The following is a 17,033-nucleotide window of genomic DNA, read 5'->3' as shown; positions in this document are numbered from 1 at the left end:
GGGAGAGGTGAAGATCATCAGACAGCCAGCAGATCCTCGATCATCGCAGGCAGCTTGCGCACGCGCACGCCGCTGGCGTGATAGGTCGCATTGGTGATGGCGGCGGCGACGCCGGCGAGGCCGATTTCTCCCAACCCGCGCGCCCCGAGTTCGTTGAAAATCGTATCGGGGTGATCGAGGAAGGTGACGTCGATCTCCGGTGAGTCGGCGTGGGTCGCGACCACATAGTCGGCGAGGTTGCTGTTGATCGGCGCGCCGTTCCGCGGGTCGTACCAGGTGTGCTCGAACAGCGCCATGCCGACGCCCATCACCACCGCGCCCTCGATCTGGTTGGCGGCGGTCTTGCGGTTGATGACGCGGCCGCCGTCGATCACGGTGACAACACGCTCGACGCGGAGCCGTGCGATCTCCGGCTGCCAGCTCACCTCGACGAAATGCGCGCCGAAGGAATGCAGCGAATACTTCTTCTTCAGCGGATCATTGAAGCCGCCCGGACTCTTGCCGTGGCCGGAGACGGAAGCAGAGCCTGCCATTTCGATGGCACGATCGAACGCGATCCGCTCGCTCCCTGCGCCAATCGCGCCGCCGACGAATTCTACTTCACCCGCCTTGCGGTTCAGAAGCGGCGAGTTCTCGGTTTTGATCGCAAGATCGATTGCGGCTTTCTTCGCCTGACGCACCGCCTGCAACACTGCCGGGATGACAGACGCTGTGGCAGCGGAGCCACCCGAGAACGGACCCGGCGGCAGATCGGTGTCGCCAAGCACGACCTCGATTCTGTCGAGGGGGATGCCGGTCTCCTCGCTGACGAGTTGGGCGATCACGGTGTAGGTGCCGGTACCGATATCCTGCGTTGCGCAGACGGCGCGCACGGTGCCGTCCGACTTCAGTTCGACTGCGGCTTCGGTCGGCATCCGAAATGCAGGCCACGAGCAGGCGGCCATGCCCCAGCCGAGAATTTTGCCGTCGCGCGTCATCGAGCCGACGCCCGGCGTGCGTTTGCTCCAGCCGAATTTGTCCGCGCCGGTCTTGAGGCATTCCACCATGTGGCGCGAGGAGAAGGGCAGGTTGCTGCTCTCGTCGACCTTCGGCTCGTTGATGAGGCGGAATTGCACCGGGTCCATCTTGAGCTTGATCGCAAGTTCGTCCATCGCGGATTCGAGCGCGAACAGGCCGGGCACGGCGCCGGGGCCGCGCATCGAGGTCGGCGTGCCGACGTTGCGCTTCACCAGCGCGGTGCGCACCCGCAGGTTCGGCACCGAGTAGAGGAACGGCGTCGCCTCGCCGCAGTTCTCGTGATAATTGTCCGACACCGAAGTATGGTTGAGATAATCGTGGTTGACGCTGACGAGCTTGCCGTCCTGCGTCGCTGCCAATTGCATGTGCTGCTGCGTGATCGGCCGATGCCCGGCCGACTGGAAGTTCATCTTGCGGCTGAGCACAAGTTTCACTGGCTTGCCGAGTTGTTTTGCGGCTGCCGCTGCCACGAAGAAATGCGGCCACGGCCAGAGCTTGCTGCCGAAGCCCGAGCCGATGAAGCGCGAGACGATGCGCATGTTTTCCTTCGGCTCGCCGAGGCCCGCCATCGCCACCGCCTGCGCATTCACCACCGCCTGGCTGGCCTCGTAGATCGTAAAGGCGCCGTGCTCGTAGGTTGCAAGCGTGGCGTGCAGTTCGATCGCGACATGGGTTTCGGTCGGCGTGATGTAGGTCTCGTCGATCTTCACCGGGGCTGAGGCGAATGCCTGCTCCACGTTGCCGCGCTCGCTTTCCGCTTTGAGCTTGTTCGACTCGAGATGTTCGCTGACGTCGAACGGCTTTGCGGCGTAACTCACCTTGATGGCGTTTGCGGCGGCGCTCGCCTGCTCGAACGTGTCGGCCACAATGGCGGCGACATACTGGCCGTAATAGCGCACTTCCTTGTCGGCGAACGGCGGGCGCTTCTCGTCGATCATGATTTTCGGATTCGAGACGCGATAGAGCTTCATCATATTGTCGGCGTGCAGCACGAGACGCACGCCCGGCATCTTCTCCGCCTCGGAAGTGTCGAGCGTGGTGATGGTGCCGCTTGCGATGGTGCTTGGCACCGGTACGGCATAGAGCATGCCGGGGAAATGATGGTCGGACGTATAGACGGCGCGGCCGCTCACCTTCTTCGGCCCCTCGATACGGTTGACGGGGCCGCCGATCATCTTGCCGTTGCGATCCATGTAATTCATGAGCGTTCTCTTCAGGCGAGCTGTGAGGCGGATTGCAGCGAATGGACGAGGCAACGTTTCGCGAGCTCGATCTTGAAGCCGTTGCCGCTTTGCGGCTTGGCGTCTTTCAGGAATAGCTCCGCAGCGGTCTGAAACGCGGCCTTGTCCATCCTGGCACCACGCAGGTGGTCTTCCGCGTCCTTCACGCGCCACGGCCGCGTGCCGACGCCACCCATGGCGAAGCGGACCTCGCTGATGGCGTTGCCCTCGCGGACCAACACGATGGCGGCGGACGCGAGTGCGAATTCATACGACGCGCGGTCGCGCAGTTTGAGGTAGAGCGATTTCGCGCCCGTCGGCAGCGCCGGCAGCGTGACGTGAGTGATGAGGTCGCCGGGCTGCAGCACGTTCTCCTTGTCCGGCGTATCTCCCGGCAGGAGAAAGAAGTCCGCAATCGGCACCGCGCGCCGGCCTTCGGGTCCGAGAATGTGGATGGTGGCATCGAGCGCCATCAGCGCCACGTTCATGTCGGACGGGTTGGTCGCGATGCACTGATCGCTGGTACCGAGAATGGCGAGATTGCGGTTGAAGCCGCCGATCGCCGCGCAGCCGGAGCCGGGCTCGCGCTTGTTGCAAGGCATATCCTGATCGCGGAAATAGACGCAGCGTGTTCGCTGCAACAGGTTGCCTCCCGTGGTCGCCATGTTGCGCAGCTGTGCCGACGCGCCTGACAGCAGTGCCTGCGACAGCACCGGATAGTCGCGTTGCACGCGCGCATCGTTGGCGAGATCGGAATTGCGCACCGTTGCGCCGATGCGCAAGCCGCCGTCGGGGAGGGCTTCGATCTTGTCGAGTGGCAGGCGGTTGATGTCGATCAGCTTCTGTGGGCGTTCGACGTTGAGCTTCATCAGGTCGACGAGCGTGGTGCCACCCGCGAGAAAGCGAACGTTGGCGCCTTGCTGCGCGGTGTTTGCCGTCGCGCCGCCCGAGACGGCCGCGTCGATGTCTTTCGGGTTCTGAATCTGGAAGACGTCCATGGGCCGCTCCTATGTGCCCTGACGCACTTGCTGGATCGCGGCAACGATATTGTTGTAGGCGCCGCAGCGGCAGATGTTGCCACTCATCAGTTCGCGCACGTCGGCATTGGTCGGTCCGCACGGCTCATGCAACAGCGCGACCGCCGACATGATCTGCCCCGACGTGCAGTAGCCGCACTGATAGCCGTCGTGCTCGACGAAGGCCGCCTGCATCTCATGCAGATGCTCGGGCTCGCCGAGGCCTTCGATGGTGGTGATCTCCTCGCCCTGATGTGTGGCGGCGAAGGAGAGACACGAATTGACGCGGCGGCCGTTGACGTGAACGGTGCACGCGCCGCACTGGCCGTGATCGCAGCCCTTCTTGGTGCCGGTGAGATGCATGTGCTCGCGCAGGAAATCGAGCAGCGTGGTCCGCGGATCGATCCGCATCGAGACGGGCTGTTTGTTCACCCGCATCTCGACCTCGACGTAATCGTTCGGCACAGGTAGGGAGGGAGGCGTGGCCGCCTCGGCGCGCGCATTCTCGGCGCGCACGTTGCCTTGCCATGTGGCTGCGACGCCAGCGGCGCCTAATGTTTGCAAAATGGTGCGGCGATCCGGGCCGGATGATGCGCCCGGTTTGGGGGTGATGTCCGTCATGCATCCCTCGATGCTGAGTGAGCCAATTGTCGGCAAGCCGCGCCTCGCGGGCAGCGGCATCCGGGACAAATTTTAGAAGTGTTCTTGGTTCCCTGCCAACCTCCGCCCGAGGGAGATCGTCAGACACAATAATGTGTGGGTGCGCGGTGCAGATGTGCGGTTGGGTGCGAATGCAAGGCGACGCGTCGGCTCAGTCGCTCTTGTCGTTGACGCCGCACCAGCGGCCATAACGCCACGGCAGGTACCAGCGGGAGCGTGGAGGCTTTTGCTTCGGCACGAAATCGAGGCCCGACGTGCCCCAGGGGTGACATCGCAACAGCCGGGCGAGTGTCATCCATCCGCCCGCCCATAATCCGAAACGTCCGATCGCTTCGTCGCCATAGGCAGAGCAGGTCGGAACATGACGGCAGTTGAATCCGATCAGCGGCGAGAACGTCGCGCGATAAAGCCAGATCAGGCCGCGCCCGGCCTTGCGGGGCGCGTTGCGAGCCGCTTCACATGCGGGACAGTGAGAGTGATCGGAATGCATCGCTTTGGCCTTGCGCCATTGTGCATGGTTCCGGTTCCCGGAACCAGCATTGGTTTTTGCGCCACACTTCCACATCATCGCATGTGTTTGAACGCAGCGCGGCAATTGTTTCATGGACGCTGCCGCCCCGGCATGGTTACGGTTTTGGTGATGATCGTGTGACAGGATTCGTCCCACGCTCCGGCTTTGTGCCGTTGCCCATTTGGGCATGGAAGGAACTCGAAGTTGGCTTTCGTGGGGTCGCTCACGTTCGTTGGCTTGGCGCGGATCGGCGCCATGGCCGTTTTGCTGACGCTGCCCGGTGCAGTCGCGCGCGGTGAGGCGACGCATGCACCCACCGCCTCGCAACCTTCTCAGAATGCACATGCGCCGGAGGCGAACCGTGCGACCGATGTGATCGAACCGCGTCGTCAGCCGATGACCTTCACCTGGCATCCCGCGCCGAAGCATTCGTGCATAGGCGATTGCCGCGATTGGATCGAAGCGGTCGGCGTCATCACCAGCGATACGCCAGCGCTGTTCGAGAAGATCGCGAACGGGCACGATCTGTCTTCGGCGACTGTCGTGCTGAACTCGGGCGGTGGCTCGGTGCTCGATGCGATTGCGCTCGGCCGGGTCTGGCGCGCGGCGGGGCTTCACACCACGGTCGGCCATGCCGTCACCTCCGAAGGGCCGAACGGCAAGACGCGCACGATCAAGCCCAACGCCTATTGTGAATCGATGTGCGTGTTCCTGCTGCTCGCAGGCGAGAGCCGCTTCATTCCGAATGAGGCGCATGTCCGCGTGCATCAGATCTGGATGGGCGACCGCGCGAGCGATGCCAAGGCGGCGGCCTATGCGGCGCAGGACCTGATGATCGTCCAGCGCGATGTCGGGCGGCTTGCAAAGTACACCTTCGACATGGGCGGCACAGGCGATCTTCTGTCGCTCGCGCTCAGCGTTCCGCCGTGGGAGCCGCTGCACGAACTCACGCGCGCCGAACTGCGCCTGAGCAACCTCGTCACCGATGAGGCGGTGGCGGAGCATGCTCCGGCGCGGGCGACGGGCGCACAGGCGACAACTGCGCTCACCTCGGCGCAGAAGCCGGTGCAGGAGCGTTTGCCGAAGACGGATGCGGTGGTGAAGTCGACCAAGACCGCGGAGGCTGCGCCGCCGACGGGCGGAGCAGCGCTGACGCCGGAGCAATAAGCCCGGCGCGCGCGGCGTTACTCGGCTGAAGCGGTGGCAGGGCTGGATGGCTCGGCGTTTTGCTTCGCCTCGATCTGATTGATCGCATCGACCACGGCCTCGAAGGTCAGCAGCGTCGAGGCATGGCGGGCCTTGTAGTCACGCACGGGCTCCAGCACCGCGATGTCGGCCCATTTGCCGGTCGGCGGGGCGCCGTTTTCCTTCAGCATCCTGGTGACGGTCTCGCGCAGCTCTCGCAATTCCTGGGCGTTCGAGCCGACGATATGGCGCGCCATGATCGAGGACGAGGCCTGGCCGAGCGCGCAGGCTTTCACATCGTGACCGAAATCGGTCACGACGCCGTCCTTCATGTTGAGGTCGATCTTGACGGTCGAGCCGCACAATTTGGAGTGAGCCATCGCCGACGCATCGGGATGGGGGAGGCGGCCGAGCCGCGGAATATTACCGGCCAGCTCGATGATTTTCTTGTTGTAGATGTCGTTCAGCATCACGTTACCCGCACGGACGGGAGGCGGAAGAGGCGGGGAACCCCTTGGCGCATTTGTCCTGTCGTCCTATATAGTCGCTGGATCGCAGGAATAAACCTGCCTGTTGGCCGGTTAACCCGGAAAATGCCGATCTGACTTCCGCCGATCCGTTTTCGGGAAGCCGTCCAGAACTCACGCAAGGCGTCCGTGGTCCGATTGGGCTTCGTGGCGACCCCGGTGACACTCCGGCCCTGTTTTTTGGCAAAGGGGCCGGTCGAACGGAGAGCCACTTATGGATGCTGTTATCAAGCCGCTGCGCAGCAAGCTCGACAAGACTGAAGTCCCTGCCGCCGAAATCGATCAGGCCGGCGTCCGCCCGGACCAGCCGCGTCCCACGCGCGAGGAGGCCGAGAGCGCGGTCAAGACGTTGCTGTCCTATATCGGCGAGAACCCCTCCCGCGAGGGCCTGCTCGATACGCCGCGCCGCATGGTCGAGGCCTATGACGAGCTGTTTCAGGGGTATCACCAGTGCCCGGCCGAGGTGCTGAACCGCACCTTCGGCGAGACCGCGGGCTATGACGATTTCGTGCTGATCCGCGATATCGAATTTCACTCGCATTGCGAGCATCACGTCATGCCGTTCTACGGCAAGGCGCACATCGCCTATACGCCGGTGGACCGCGTGGTCGGCCTGTCGAAGATCGCGCGTCTCGTCGATGCGTTCGCGCATCGCCTGCAGACCCAAGAGCATCTCACCGCCCAGATCGCCGCGGCGCTCGACAAGGTGCTGCAGCCGCGCGGCGTTGCCGTGCTGCTCGAGGCCGAGCATACCTGCATGTCGGTGCGCGGCATCGCCAAGCACGGCGCCAAGACGGTGACGTCGCGCTTTACCGGAATGTTCTATGACAATCCGGATGAGCAGAACCGTTTTCTCCATATGGTGCGGGGCATTAGCGCGCCATTTGCAGGCGCTTGAAGTTTCGCCCGAACCTTGAATGTTGACCGCAAGTGACGACCGAACCTGCATCGCTGCACGCTCATGATGAAGGTGAAGAAGGCCTGGCCTTCGCACCGCGCTATGATGCTGCGGGTCTCGTGACTTGCGTTGCGACCGATGCGGCCTCGGGCGAGGTGCTGATGGTCGCCCATATGAACGAAGAGGCGTTGCGCCGGACCATCGAGACCGGCGACGCCTGGTACTATAGCCGCTCGCGCAAGGCGCTGTGGCGCAAGGGCGAGACCTCCGGCCACACCCAGCGCGTCGTCGAGATGCGGATGGATTGTGATCAGGACGCGGTGTGGATTCGTGTGACCCAGGCGGGCGGCGCCTGCCACACCGGCCGGCGCTCCTGCTTCTATCGTGCGGTGGCAAACGAGGCCGGTGGGGCGAAGCTCGTGTTCGTCGATGCCGACAAGACGTTCGATCCGGCGGCGGTCTATAAGTAGCGGCTGCTGCCTTTCTTTCCTGCCGAAGCTCTTTGTTATCGTCCCCGCGCAGGCGCGGACCCGGCTTCTCGTCACCGCGAGCTCAGCGAAGCAATCCAGAATCGATCTGATGTGAGGGCGGCATCGAGACGGTGTGCTTTCACCTCTCCCCAACGGGGAGAGGGAGTCGTTCAGTGCCCTGTTAACACTCTATTAACCATAATCTTCCACGGTGCAGACGGGCCGGAAGGCCAAGCGCGCGTCGGGAGCTGTGCGCGTCATCACAGCGTGTCGCCGGGGAGCGGGACACATGGCCATCGACAGCACAGCGGCCGCCTCGGTCCTCGACCAGGCGCGCGCAAAAATCGCCAGCACCATCAGGCAGGCCGCCGACGCGACCGGCGCGAGCTTCGATTATCTCGTTTCCGCGGCCAAGATCGAATCCAACCTCAACCCGAAGGCGCAGGCCTCTACCTCGTCGGCGCGCGGGCTTTATCAATTCATCGAGCAGACCTGGCTCGGCACCGTGAAGCAGGCGGGGGCCGCGTTCGGCTTCGGCCATTATGCCGATGCGATCTCGCAATCGCCTTCCGGCACTTACTCCGTCAACGATGCGGCGACGCGCGAGCAGATCCTCAAGCTGCGCGACGATCCGGCCGCCAACGCGGCGATGGCGGGCGTGCTGACGCAGACCAACAGCTTTCGTCTGACCTCGGAGCTTGGGCGGCGGCCGACCGAGGGCGAACTCTATATGGCGCACTTCCTCGGTGCGGGCGGCGCGGCGAAACTGATCGGCGCCGCGCAGGACAACCCGCGCGCCTCGGCGGTTGCGCTATTTCCGAATGCGGCCGCGGCGAACCGGCCGATCTTCTACAATAGCAACGGCAGCGCGCGCAGCGTCTCGGAGGTCTACGCCGATCTCGATCAGCGCTTTGCCCGTGCCGCGAACTCTCCGGCGGCGCGCTTTGCAATGGCATCCGCCGGTGGCGCGTCCTCGTCCACGATGGACAACGCTGCGTTTCTCGCGAGCTTCCCGCAAGGGAGCCGGGCACCTTCGGCCGCAGGTGCGATGGGTCCAACCTTCCACTCTTTATTTCAGGCGGGCGAACGCGCTGAACCATTGTCGCTGACGGTGCGTCAGCTGTGGGGAAGCGGCGCACAGGCGAGCGCGGAGGAAGCGCAGCCCGCGCCGAACCCCGCGCAATCGCGCTTCAATCTGTTCAGTGATCCGAACGGACGGTTCGCCGGGTGACGCGGGGAGTTAACAAAAACTCAACGGCTGCAGCGGTTTTATGGTGAACCGTTTCTTAAGTGTCATGGTTTACGCTTTCTGACAGTCGCGTCGTATCAGGCGCAGTCAGCAAAGTTGCGTAAGCCGGAACACCCATGATCGTTCGGCAGTTCATTAGTTGGGTTCGCACCGCTCCCGCCGGGGAGCGCGCCGAGGCGACACGGGCGTTAGCCCGCGCCTGGCTCGTTTCAGATTTGTCGGATGACGATCGCCTCGCTGCCGAAGGCGCGTTGCTGATGTTGCTCGACGATGCCTCGCCGTTGGTGCGGCAGGCGATGGCGGACGTTTTCGCAGCGAGCGCCGACGCGCCGCCCGCCATCATCGCAGCGCTTGCGGCCGATCAGCCCGACATCGCGCTGCCTGTTCTCGAATTCTCGCCGCTTCTCGCTGATGCCGATCTGGTCGATCTCGTCGCCACCGGCAGCGCTGCCGTGCAGTGCGCTGTGGCGCGCCGGGTGAATTTGCCGGTGCCGGTCGCTGCTGCAATCGCGGAAGTGAGTGATGCGGCTGCGGCCCTTGAGCTTGTCGAAAATCCGCACGTGACGCTCGCGCCGTTTTCGCTCGCGCGCATCGTCGAGCGTCATGGCGATCTTGCAGCGATCCGCGAGGCGATGTTGCAGCGGGACGATCTGACGGCGTCCGTGCGCGTCGCGCTGGCGACGAAAGTCTCGGCCACGCTCGCAAGTTACGTCGCGGCGCGCGACTGGATCACGCCCGATCGCGCAAGCCGTATGGCGGCGGAGGTGACAGAGCGCTCGCTGCTCGATATCGCAAGCCTCGCCGAGGGCGAGGATCTCGCGGCACTTGTCCATCATCTGCGCGAGAGCGGCGAACTTAATGCGGGCTTGATGCTGCGTGCCTTGTTGTCGGGCCGCACGAATGTGTTCACGGCGGCGCTGGTCGAACTGACAGGTCTACCGTCGCAGCGTGTGGCTGCGCTGGCCTATGGCCGCGGCGCAGGCCTCGATGCGCTGCTGACCAAGGCGGAATTTCCTGCCGCGACAGTGCCCGCCTTCCGTGCGGCGGTGGCGGCGATGACAGAAATTGGTATCGCGGAGCTGCAAGGCGTCGCGCGGCTGCAGCGCGGCCTGGTCGAGAGGGTACTGGCGCAATGCGAGAGCGGGGCAACCTCCGCTCACGATCCGCTTCTGGTGCTGCTGCGGCGCTTTGCGGTGGAAGCCGCGCGCGAGGATGCGCGGCTGTTCTGCGACGATGCGGCGACCGAGATCGACGCCCAGCGCTTTGTTGCGATGATCGAGCAGGCCTCACCGGTCGCGGATGAGATGTCCGAGGACGAGGGTCTTGAGGATCCCGTCACCGACGACTGGATGGGCGAAGAGAGCTTTGTCGAGGATAGAATCTTCGCCGATGCCGAATCCTGGTCCGCGGATGGCGACAGCGAATTCTTCTATGAAAGCGATTTCGACGATTATGCACCGATGGATGAGCATTACGTCGCGCTGAACGATGACAATGCCGCCATTGCCGCGGCCAACCTCGATGCGGAAATCGCTCTTCTTGTCCGCGAGCGCGTCGCGGCCTGAATTTTTGTTGTCATTGCGAGCGCAGCAATCCAGAAGCGCCGTACAAGGTGGAAGTATATGACTCCGTCATGGCCGGGCTCGTCCTGGCCATCTACGTCTTCCTCGGTGAGATTCTAAGACGTGGATGCCCGGCATAAAGCCGGGCATGACGAGTTCCTGACTTCGTCTAAACTACATCCTCTCAGTCGCCCGGAACGATGCTCGGTGCCAGTACGGCTTCGAGATGCTCGGGCCGGTTTTGGTTGGCGGCGATCAGAAATTCGTCGGCAAGCCGGCGCAGGCGGGTCGAGAGTTCGTCCGCCGTATCTTTCGCGCGCGCCCGCGGGGATTCCCGCACGATCGCCTGAATGGCATGAACGTGGTGAGCGATCAGATCGGACGGCACCGTCGTGAGCTCGGGCGCATGTTCGAGGATGCGGCAGAGACTGTCGGCCGCAATCGCCGCCATCGGATAGCCGAACGTCGCGGCATCACCCTTGATGTCGTGCGCCGCGCGAAACAGCTCCTCGCGGTTCGGGCCCGTGAAGCCGTCCTTCGCCACGGTCTCAAACGCACAGGCGAGGCGGTGGCATTCCTCGTTCATCCAGCCCTGGAATTCGCCGGATAGACCAGCCAGCGCTTCCTCGGCGCGGGTGACCGGATCGTCGGCATTGCGCTCGTCCACCCGGCGGATGATCTTCCGGAACGGGTTCGGCTGGGTGATGACCTGATGCTCGGCAAAGGTCTCGACCTTGAGGTCGTTGCTGGTGTCTTTCGCCATCGCCGTTTATCCGGGGCTGCGGGCTTTATCGAGCAGCGAGGGCTGCTGCAGGATTTCAGCCTTGCCGCCATTGCGGCGATCGATGCCGATATAGGTGTTCGTGGTGTTGCGGCGGCGGTCTGGCCCGAAATAGCTCTTGGTGCGGATGAACGGGCGCGGGGAGACCACCACGTTGAGGATGCGCTGGTAGAGGCCTTTCGCGGAGATCGGTTTGGCAAGAAATTCGGTGACGCCGGCATCGCGCGCGGTCATGACGCGCCGCTTTTCGGAGTGGCCGGTCAGCATGATGATCGGCGCATAAGGATTGCCGACGCCATCCGGCTGGCGGATCATCTGCGCAAGCTCGAGCCCGTCGAAGATCGGCATCGACCAGTCGGTGATGACGATGTCCGGCACGTAATGGCTGTACATTTCGAGCGCTGTCGCGCCGTCCTCGGCCTCGTAGACTTCACGCGCGCCGAAAGAATGCAGAAGCGTGCGCAGAATGCGCCGCATATGCGCGTTGTCGTCGCAGACGAGAAACCGCAGCTTGTTGAAATCAATACGAAACATGACTCGCCGGACAGGGTGAGCGAAGACCCGGAAAGTCTAGGCGAGCGGCCGTTAACGCGCGGTTAAGCATAAGCCTGTCGCCCGGGGTTTATGCCTGTTTAGAAAATCGCTGTTTTCCCGGACGCGGCGCGGCATGAAATGCCGCTCCGCAGACCCGGGACAAGGAAGAAAAATGGAGGTCGAGCGTGGCGTTGCTTCGGTGGTCGCCCTAGACGCCGAACTGCTCGCTGAGGATGCGGTCTTCCAGGCTGTGGCCGGGGTCGAACAGCATGCGGATCGAGATGCTTTTGTCGGTCAGCACCTCGACGCGGGTGACGTAGCGCACCTCGTTGTGGTCGGCGACGGCTGCAACCGGCCGCCGCTCATCCTCCAGCACCTCGACGGTGATGTGAGCGGAGCTTGCAAGCAGGGCACCGCGCCAGCGCCGCGGACGGAAGGCGTTGATCGGCGTCAGCGCCAGAAGGTTGGCGGTGATCGGGATGATCGGCCCCTGCGCGGAGTAGTTATAGGCGGTCGATCCGGCCGGCGTTGCGACCAGAATGCCGTCGGAGATGAGCTCGGGCATCCGCACCTGATCGTCGATCAGGATACGCAGCCGTGCCGCCTGGTAGATCTGGCGGAAGAGGGCGACCTCGTTGATCGCGTGGTGCACGTGCACTTCGCCTGCAGCATCGGTTGCACGCATCAAAAGTGGGTTAATGACGGTCTCGCGCGCAGCGTTGAGGCGCTCGATCAGCCCCTGCCGGCTATATTCGTTCATCAGAAAGCCGACGGTGCCGCGGTGCATGCCGTAGATCGGCGTGCCCGTACGCATCCGCTCGTGCAGCGTGCGCAGCATCAGCCCATCGCCGCCGAGCGCCACCACGACGTCGGCGTCGTCGACTTCGCGATTGCCGTAATCGGAGGACAGTTGCGCCAGCGCGCGCTGGGCCTCCAGCACCGGGCTCGCGACAAAGGCTATGCGTTGGTATTTGCTCTCGATGGTCATGGGAAAGGCTGATTGACCCGGCGGGCGGTTCTGGCGCGGACAGGCGTAGTCTATCCGGTCTTTCCGGCCCGCGGTACTGGCGGGACAGCAAACCGCAGGCTGCCCCGCAACAGCGTTAACGCTGTTGCTTCCCTTGCCAGTCTGAAGGGTGAGGCACCGCCGACATTAACAAGATGTCACGCAAATGAACAGAAGCCGTTTGCGGGCTTCAGTTTGAGTTCAGCGCGCCCGCGCCATCATCGCTCTCATGATCACCGCCCCCACCATACGGTTTGAGGCGTCGTGGTCCCGGAATTAAGGAGCTTACGATGTTCAAAATCCTGTCCGCCGCTGTTGTCGCCGCTTCGGTGATGGTTGCTCCGGCAATGGCCGCGACCGTCATCAAGACGGAAAGGACCGTCACGACCTCGCGTATGATGGCGCCGTCAGTCGCGAACGCGCATGCGAAGGTGATCGTCGTGAAGAAACATCACCGCCACGTTCGCCCGCATCATCGCGTCGTCAAGAAGCGGGTGATTGTGAAGCATCCCCGTTACCATCATCACCGCTTCCATTAAGGAGCGGCAGCGGCGCGGTTCTCCCCCAAACCGTTCCCGCTGATGTGAGCCCGCGGCATGCATCGCATGTCGCGGGCCTTTTTATGCGCGCACCTTAGAACGTCGCTCCGACTTTCAGCATGTAAGTGCGGCCCGGAAGAGGGTAGGCGCTGAACACGCCGACATTGGCCAGGCTCGCGCTGGCGACGGCGTAATCGTAATACTGCGCATTGAAGGCGTTGAGTACGCTGAAGGACCAGAAGTAACGCTGATACTCGCCGCTGAGCTTCAGATCGAGCGTGGCATTCGCGGGAATTTCCGGCTGGAAGTTAGCCTGGTCGTTATCCATGCGCCGTTTGCTCCAGGCGCGCAGAGTTGCGTCAAACACCACGTATTTCTGCCAGACATTCCACGAAATGCCGGCGCTGCCCGTGAAGCGTGATACCAACGGCACGTCGTTTCCGGCATACTGACCCTGCTCGAACACTGCGCGCATGTAAGTAAAGCCGCCCTTCAGGCGCAGGCTATCGTTGACGTGCAGCGTCATGCTCGTTTCCGAACCATAACGATGGGTCGGATCGAGATTGTAGTTGACGAAAAACACGGGATCGAAGTGGATCTCGTTTTTCAGATGCATGTCGAAATAGCTCGATTGCAGATCGAAGCCATTACCATGCACCTTGATACCGCCTTCGACGTCATAGGACGTCTGGGTTTTCAGATTGAAATTGGCGTTGAAGTTGGAATCGAGTGCGACGCCGATGCGCTCGTCGACATTCGGCGTGCGGAAGGCGCGGGCAGCACGGGCAAACACGGAGAAGTTCGGGCTTAGCCGTTGCTCGATCCCGATATGCAGCGCGTGCTGGGTTTCGTCATTCTTCAGGGGCAGATGCTGCATGTCGTAGATCGAAGCGCCCGGCGCGGACGGATTGAGCGTGTCTTTGGCGTTCAGGCGCGTGTTCTGGAGTCGCCCGCCGTAGGAGAAGACCGTGCCCGGAAACAAATCGATCGTCTGCTGCCAGTAGCCTGCCAGCGTCTGCTGGTTGAGATCGTAGGCGTGGATTGCGGGCAGACCCAGCAACTGGCTGCGATCGGAATCGTAGCTGGCATTGTAATAGTCGATGCCGGTCAGGATGCTCGAGGGCATTCCGAACACTGGCGTCCGAATGTTGAGGCGTGGCGTCACCGACCATGTCTGCAGCACGGTGTCGACGGCGCGAGGGTAGGGCGCGCGCGGGTCGTCGAAATAGGAGGCCTGCTGGCGTTTGTCGCGAACGCCGGCATCGACGATCAGGTCAATGTCGTTCGACAGGGCTTTAGTGAAGCCAGCAGTAACGTTGATGCCCTGCGTGTCGCCATGGTCGAACGGCATGAACGATGCACGACGGTTGGCAGCAAGCTGGTTGGCATTGTCGAGATAATACCGGGTGGAGAGGGCGCCCGGCAGGCCGAGGTGCTGGTTGTCGCCCGAGACGCTGAAGAACGCTTTCAGGTCAGGCGTGTTGTAGCGCAGTTCGCCGGAGCCGGCCTGTGCGTCGAGCTTGTTGTTGGCGCGGTAGCCATCGGAGTGGATCGCGGTGGCGAATACGGAGGTGGACCAGGGGCCAGTGTTCGTCGTGGAAGAGACGCTGCCGAACCGCTGGCCGAGGGAGCCGATACCAGCTTCGACGCGGCCGCTCAACGGCGGTCCACCGGCACCGGCTTTCGTGACGATGTTGATGACGCCACCCACCGCGTTGTCGCCGTAGAGCACCGCGCCGCTATTGCCGCGCGTGATTTCGATCCGCTCGATCGACTGCAGCGGAATGGTGGAGAGATCGACACCGGCGAGATCGACATCGTTCAACCGCCGTCCATTGACGAGGATAAGGGTATTCGCTGTCGAGAATGCGCCGAAGCCGCGCATATCCACCGATGTGCCAGCACCGTTGACGCCGCCGAACAGGGATCGCAACTGAATTCCCGGCTGCGTTGCCAGAATATCCTGCACCGTCTGGCCGGGCGCGCGCGCGATATCCTGTGCCGTGATGACGGTAGACGATGCACCGGCAATGCCGCCTACCTCAGCGGTACGGCTGGCTTCGGGATTTGGAGAGGCCGCGTTCATGGCGGCGGGAGACCATGCGATTGGCGGAGCTGCCTGCTGCACGCGTGGTTTTGCGTCGACGCGCTTGTTGCGCTTTGGCAGGCGATGATTCGGCTTCTTCGCGGCAGGACTCACCTGAATCGCCGGAAGCGATGGGTCGGCCTGCTGCGCCTGCGCAGATGGCATGAAGGCTACACTCACGAGCGCCGCGAGCAGAGCAGGCGATATGCGCTTGCGTGTGAATAATTGATCTTGCGCAAAGAATTGATGCGATGTCACGTCCAGTCCCCGCCCATAGTGTGCTGGCGGAAACCGAACTGCCTTCCAGACGCATGATGGAGGCGGCTTGCCGCTTCGCATCGCGCCCGGAGAAAGCCCTTCGGTATTCGCCGCAACGATACCCGTTCACGTCATCGCTGCGGAAACCGCTCCTTCGCACACCCCGTGCGACGGATGGATGACCGGAACAGGCAGGTCTCCTGGCTCGCGGGTCGTCGCTGCTGTCCGCCTTCCCGAGCAAAACCTCGCGTGCGCAATATCGCATGCGTGCTCAGTGGCTTGATGGACAGCCGCTCACCGCTGACAGTTGCGGGGGCAGCTTCGGATTTGCCGCGTCCGGCGAGTTGTGCAACAGATTCGCCCGGCGCGGCGGCACCGAATTCCCTATTATGCCGGCTCGCGCCAGCACCTGTGCCGTGTCACCAATCAAGCGGCGCGACGGTGCCATGTCAACGCCACAATGCTTGAGAATCCCCGCGTAATGGACTTCGCCAACCTGCGTTGCAAATCGGAGACAGCGTGCCTGAGCGTGCTACGCCGCGTCGCGCCGCTTTTGGCGGTCGCGGTTGTGCTCGGCGGCTGCGCGTTCGGCAGTACGGACGAGGCGATGATGGCCTACACGACCGATCCGGGCGTGAGCGATCAGCCCTATCCGAAGAACTATCGCGCCGAGCTGCTCGCCTTCCTGCGCACCTATCTCAACGACCCGACCAACGTCCGCAGTGCCGCGCTGATGGAGCCGGCATTGCGCGAGGTCGGCGGGCGGCGGCGTTACGTCACCTGCGTGCGCTACAGTGCGAAGTCGTTCGACGGTGCCTACGGGCCGCTGCAGGATCGCGCTGTGATCTATGTCGACGGCCGACTCGACCGGCTGGTCGAGAAGCCGGAGGATGTCTGCGTCGGTGCGGCTTATGCGGCGTTTCCCGAACTCGAGAAGCTGACGCGATGAAAATCGTGCAGCAATTCCGTACGACGACGCGACTTGCCGCATGCCTCGTGCTCTGCCTTGGCATTGCTGCAGTGCAGGGCGTGGTGACGCGGCCAGAGATTGCAGGCTGGTACGCAGGGCTCGTGAAGCCGTCATGGACGCCGCCGCCGTTCGTCTTTCCGGTTGTCTGGACAGCGCTTTACATCCTGATGGGCGTAGCGTTGTGGCGGTTGTGGGAGCGATGCGAGCCTTCAACAGCGCGCACGCGTGCCATCGCGCTGTTTCTCCTTCAGCTTGTGCTCAACGCAGCGTGGTCGCCCTTGTTTTTCGGCGCGCATGCGATACGCTTTGCACTTGCCGACATCATCGCGCTTCTCGTCGCGATCTCATTCGCAATTGCAGCAAGTGCAAGAGTCGATCGACTCGCGGCATGGATGCTTGTGCCGTATGTCTTATGGGTTGCCTATGCGGCAACACTCAATGCGGGCATCGCCTGGATGAATTAGATTCCGGGCGCATTAGATCGTGTTGAGACATAATTAGAAGTTTTCCACTGCAAAACCGGGAGAATATCGCATCGTTCTGC

Annotated in this window: 17 protein-coding genes and 1 riboswitch; of the genes, 8 read left to right on the top strand and 9 right to left on the bottom strand. The window is 62.9% G+C overall.

The features are described from left to right. Nucleotides 1-17: 17 nt before the first annotated feature. The 4 genes from OCA5_RS11985 to yidD form a co-directional block, all read right to left on the bottom strand. Entirely contained in the window at nt 18-2,219 is a 2,202-nt protein-coding gene (locus OCA5_RS11985; protein ID WP_012562776.1) for a xanthine dehydrogenase family protein molybdopterin-binding subunit, read from the bottom strand. Between the two features lie 11 nt (nt 2,220-2,230). Next, nucleotides 2,231-3,235 (bottom strand): FAD binding domain-containing protein, encoded by a 1,005-nt coding sequence (locus OCA5_RS11980; protein ID WP_012562777.1) that lies wholly within the window; start codon nt 3,233-3,235, stop codon nt 2,231-2,233. A gap of 9 nt (nt 3,236-3,244) precedes the next feature. After that, on the bottom strand, nt 3,245-3,874 hold the full coding sequence (locus tag OCA5_RS11975) for a (2Fe-2S)-binding protein (protein ID WP_012562778.1): 630 nt from the start codon (nt 3,872-3,874) through the stop codon (nt 3,245-3,247). A 190-nt stretch (nt 3,875-4,064) separates the two neighbouring features. Continuing rightward, nucleotides 4,065-4,403, bottom strand: coding sequence for a membrane protein insertion efficiency factor YidD (yidD, locus tag OCA5_RS11970; RefSeq protein ID WP_012562779.1), 339 nt, complete (start codon nt 4,401-4,403; stop codon nt 4,065-4,067). 225 nt (nt 4,404-4,628) lie between these two features. On the opposite strand from yidD, the gene OCA5_RS11965 reads away from it, so the two are divergent. Beyond that, nucleotides 4,629-5,591 (top strand): COG3904 family protein, encoded by a 963-nt coding sequence (locus tag OCA5_RS11965; protein WP_012562781.1) that lies wholly within the window; start codon nt 4,629-4,631, stop codon nt 5,589-5,591. 17 nt (nt 5,592-5,608) lie between these two features. Here the strand turns inward: OCA5_RS11965 and OCA5_RS11960 are convergent, their stop codons facing one another. Beyond that, the gene (locus tag OCA5_RS11960; RefSeq protein WP_012562782.1) at nt 5,609-6,079 is read right to left on the bottom strand and encodes an iron-sulfur cluster assembly scaffold protein; all 471 of its coding nucleotides are present in this window, start codon (nt 6,077-6,079) and stop codon (nt 5,609-5,611) included. Between the two features lie 271 nt (nt 6,080-6,350). Between OCA5_RS11960 and folE the strand changes: the two genes are divergently transcribed. From folE to OCA5_RS11940, 4 genes are all read left to right on the top strand, one after another. Next, nucleotides 6,351-7,034: a GTP cyclohydrolase I FolE gene (gene folE, locus OCA5_RS11955; RefSeq protein ID WP_012562784.1), complete on the top strand. Its 684-nt coding sequence runs from the start codon at nt 6,351-6,353 to the stop codon at nt 7,032-7,034. A 32-nt stretch (nt 7,035-7,066) separates the two neighbouring features. Then, nucleotides 7,067-7,504 (top strand): phosphoribosyl-AMP cyclohydrolase, encoded by a 438-nt coding sequence (gene hisI / locus OCA5_RS11950; RefSeq protein WP_012562785.1) that lies wholly within the window; start codon nt 7,067-7,069, stop codon nt 7,502-7,504. A gap of 289 nt (nt 7,505-7,793) precedes the next feature. Continuing rightward, nucleotides 7,794-8,735: a transglycosylase SLT domain-containing protein gene (locus tag OCA5_RS11945; protein WP_012562786.1), complete on the top strand. Its 942-nt coding sequence runs from the start codon at nt 7,794-7,796 to the stop codon at nt 8,733-8,735. 134 nt (nt 8,736-8,869) lie between these two features. Next, nucleotides 8,870-10,318, top strand: coding sequence for a DUF2336 domain-containing protein (locus OCA5_RS11940; protein ID WP_012562787.1), 1,449 nt, complete (start codon nt 8,870-8,872; stop codon nt 10,316-10,318). 181 nt (nt 10,319-10,499) lie between these two features. On the opposite strand, the gene OCA5_RS11935 is transcribed toward OCA5_RS11940, so the two are convergent. From OCA5_RS11935 to OCA5_RS11925, 3 genes are all read right to left on the bottom strand, one after another. Next, a complete protein-coding gene (locus OCA5_RS11935; protein WP_012562788.1) occupies nt 10,500-11,078 on the bottom strand; it encodes an Hpt domain-containing protein in 579 nt (192 codons plus the stop codon). 6 nt (nt 11,079-11,084) lie between these two features. After that, the gene (locus OCA5_RS11930; protein ID WP_012562789.1) at nt 11,085-11,630 is read right to left on the bottom strand and encodes a response regulator; all 546 of its coding nucleotides are present in this window, start codon (nt 11,628-11,630) and stop codon (nt 11,085-11,087) included. Between the two features lie 208 nt (nt 11,631-11,838). Then, nucleotides 11,839-12,618: an NAD kinase gene (locus tag OCA5_RS11925; protein ID WP_012562790.1), complete on the bottom strand. Its 780-nt coding sequence runs from the start codon at nt 12,616-12,618 to the stop codon at nt 11,839-11,841. Nucleotides 12,619-12,926: 308 nt separating this feature from the next. Between OCA5_RS11925 and OCA5_RS11920 the strand changes: the two genes are divergently transcribed. Beyond that, nucleotides 12,927-13,175 carry a His-rich protein BRANT gene (locus OCA5_RS11920; RefSeq protein WP_012562791.1) on the top strand — a complete coding sequence of 83 codons (249 nt, stop codon included), beginning with the start codon at nt 12,927-12,929 and terminating at the stop codon, nt 13,173-13,175. Nucleotides 13,176-13,269: 94 nt separating this feature from the next. Here the strand turns inward: OCA5_RS11920 and OCA5_RS11915 are convergent, their stop codons facing one another. After that, the gene (locus OCA5_RS11915) at nt 13,270-15,519 is read right to left on the bottom strand and encodes a TonB-dependent receptor (protein ID WP_012562792.1); all 2,250 of its coding nucleotides are present in this window, start codon (nt 15,517-15,519) and stop codon (nt 13,270-13,272) included. Nucleotides 15,520-15,692: 173 nt separating this feature from the next. Then, a riboswitch (cobalamin riboswitch) is annotated at nt 15,693-15,947 on the bottom strand. A gap of 32 nt (nt 15,948-15,979) precedes the next feature. Here OCA5_RS11915 and OCA5_RS11910 point away from each other — a divergent pair. Together OCA5_RS11910 and OCA5_RS11905 are read left to right on the top strand one after the other, a co-directional pair. After that, nucleotides 15,980-16,468 carry a hypothetical protein gene (locus tag OCA5_RS11910; protein WP_013913208.1) on the top strand — a complete coding sequence of 163 codons (489 nt, stop codon included), beginning with the start codon at nt 15,980-15,982 and terminating at the stop codon, nt 16,466-16,468. After that, entirely contained in the window at nt 16,465-16,953 is a 489-nt protein-coding gene (locus OCA5_RS11905; RefSeq protein WP_012562794.1) for a TspO/MBR family protein, read from the top strand. The genes OCA5_RS11910 and OCA5_RS11905 overlap by 4 nt, the downstream gene beginning before the upstream one ends. Nucleotides 16,954-17,033 lie beyond the last annotated feature (80 nt).

The sequence above is a fragment of the Afipia carboxidovorans OM5 genome (assembly GCF_000218565.1).
In the GTDB taxonomy this organism is placed as follows: domain Bacteria; phylum Pseudomonadota; class Alphaproteobacteria; order Rhizobiales; family Xanthobacteraceae; genus Afipia; species Afipia carboxidovorans.
The sequence above is the reverse complement of the archived record's forward strand: the minus strand, read 5'-3'. Positions and strand labels throughout refer to the sequence as shown.

Coding starts and splice junctions, on each gene's coding strand:
- OCA5_RS11980 (WP_012562777.1), bottom strand. CDS start 3,235: ATGGACGTCTTCCAGATTCAGAACCCGAAAGACATCGACGCGGCCGTC.
- OCA5_RS11975 (WP_012562778.1), bottom strand. CDS start 3,874: ATGACGGACATCACCCCCAAACCGGGCGCATCATCCGGCCCGGATCGC.
- OCA5_RS11960 (WP_012562782.1), bottom strand. CDS start 6,079: ATGCTGAACGACATCTACAACAAGAAAATCATCGAGCTGGCCGGTAAT.
- OCA5_RS11985 (WP_012562776.1), bottom strand. CDS start 2,219: ATGAATTACATGGATCGCAACGGCAAGATGATCGGCGGCCCCGTCAAC.
- yidD (WP_012562779.1), bottom strand. CDS start 4,403: ATGCATTCCGATCACTCTCACTGTCCCGCATGTGAAGCGGCTCGCAAC.
- OCA5_RS11945 (WP_012562786.1), top strand. CDS start 7,794: ATGGCCATCGACAGCACAGCGGCCGCCTCGGTCCTCGACCAGGCGCGC.
- OCA5_RS11930 (WP_012562789.1), bottom strand. CDS start 11,630: ATGTTTCGTATTGATTTCAACAAGCTGCGGTTTCTCGTCTGCGACGAC.
- OCA5_RS11925 (WP_012562790.1), bottom strand. CDS start 12,618: ATGACCATCGAGAGCAAATACCAACGCATAGCCTTTGTCGCGAGCCCG.
- OCA5_RS11935 (WP_012562788.1), bottom strand. CDS start 11,078: ATGGCGAAAGACACCAGCAACGACCTCAAGGTCGAGACCTTTGCCGAG.
- folE (WP_012562784.1), top strand. CDS start 6,351: ATGGATGCTGTTATCAAGCCGCTGCGCAGCAAGCTCGACAAGACTGAA.
- OCA5_RS11920 (WP_012562791.1), top strand. CDS start 12,927: ATGTTCAAAATCCTGTCCGCCGCTGTTGTCGCCGCTTCGGTGATGGTT.
- OCA5_RS11905 (WP_012562794.1), top strand. CDS start 16,465: ATGAAAATCGTGCAGCAATTCCGTACGACGACGCGACTTGCCGCATGC.
- OCA5_RS11940 (WP_012562787.1), top strand. CDS start 8,870: ATGATCGTTCGGCAGTTCATTAGTTGGGTTCGCACCGCTCCCGCCGGG.
- OCA5_RS11910 (WP_013913208.1), top strand. CDS start 15,980: ATGCTTGAGAATCCCCGCGTAATGGACTTCGCCAACCTGCGTTGCAAA.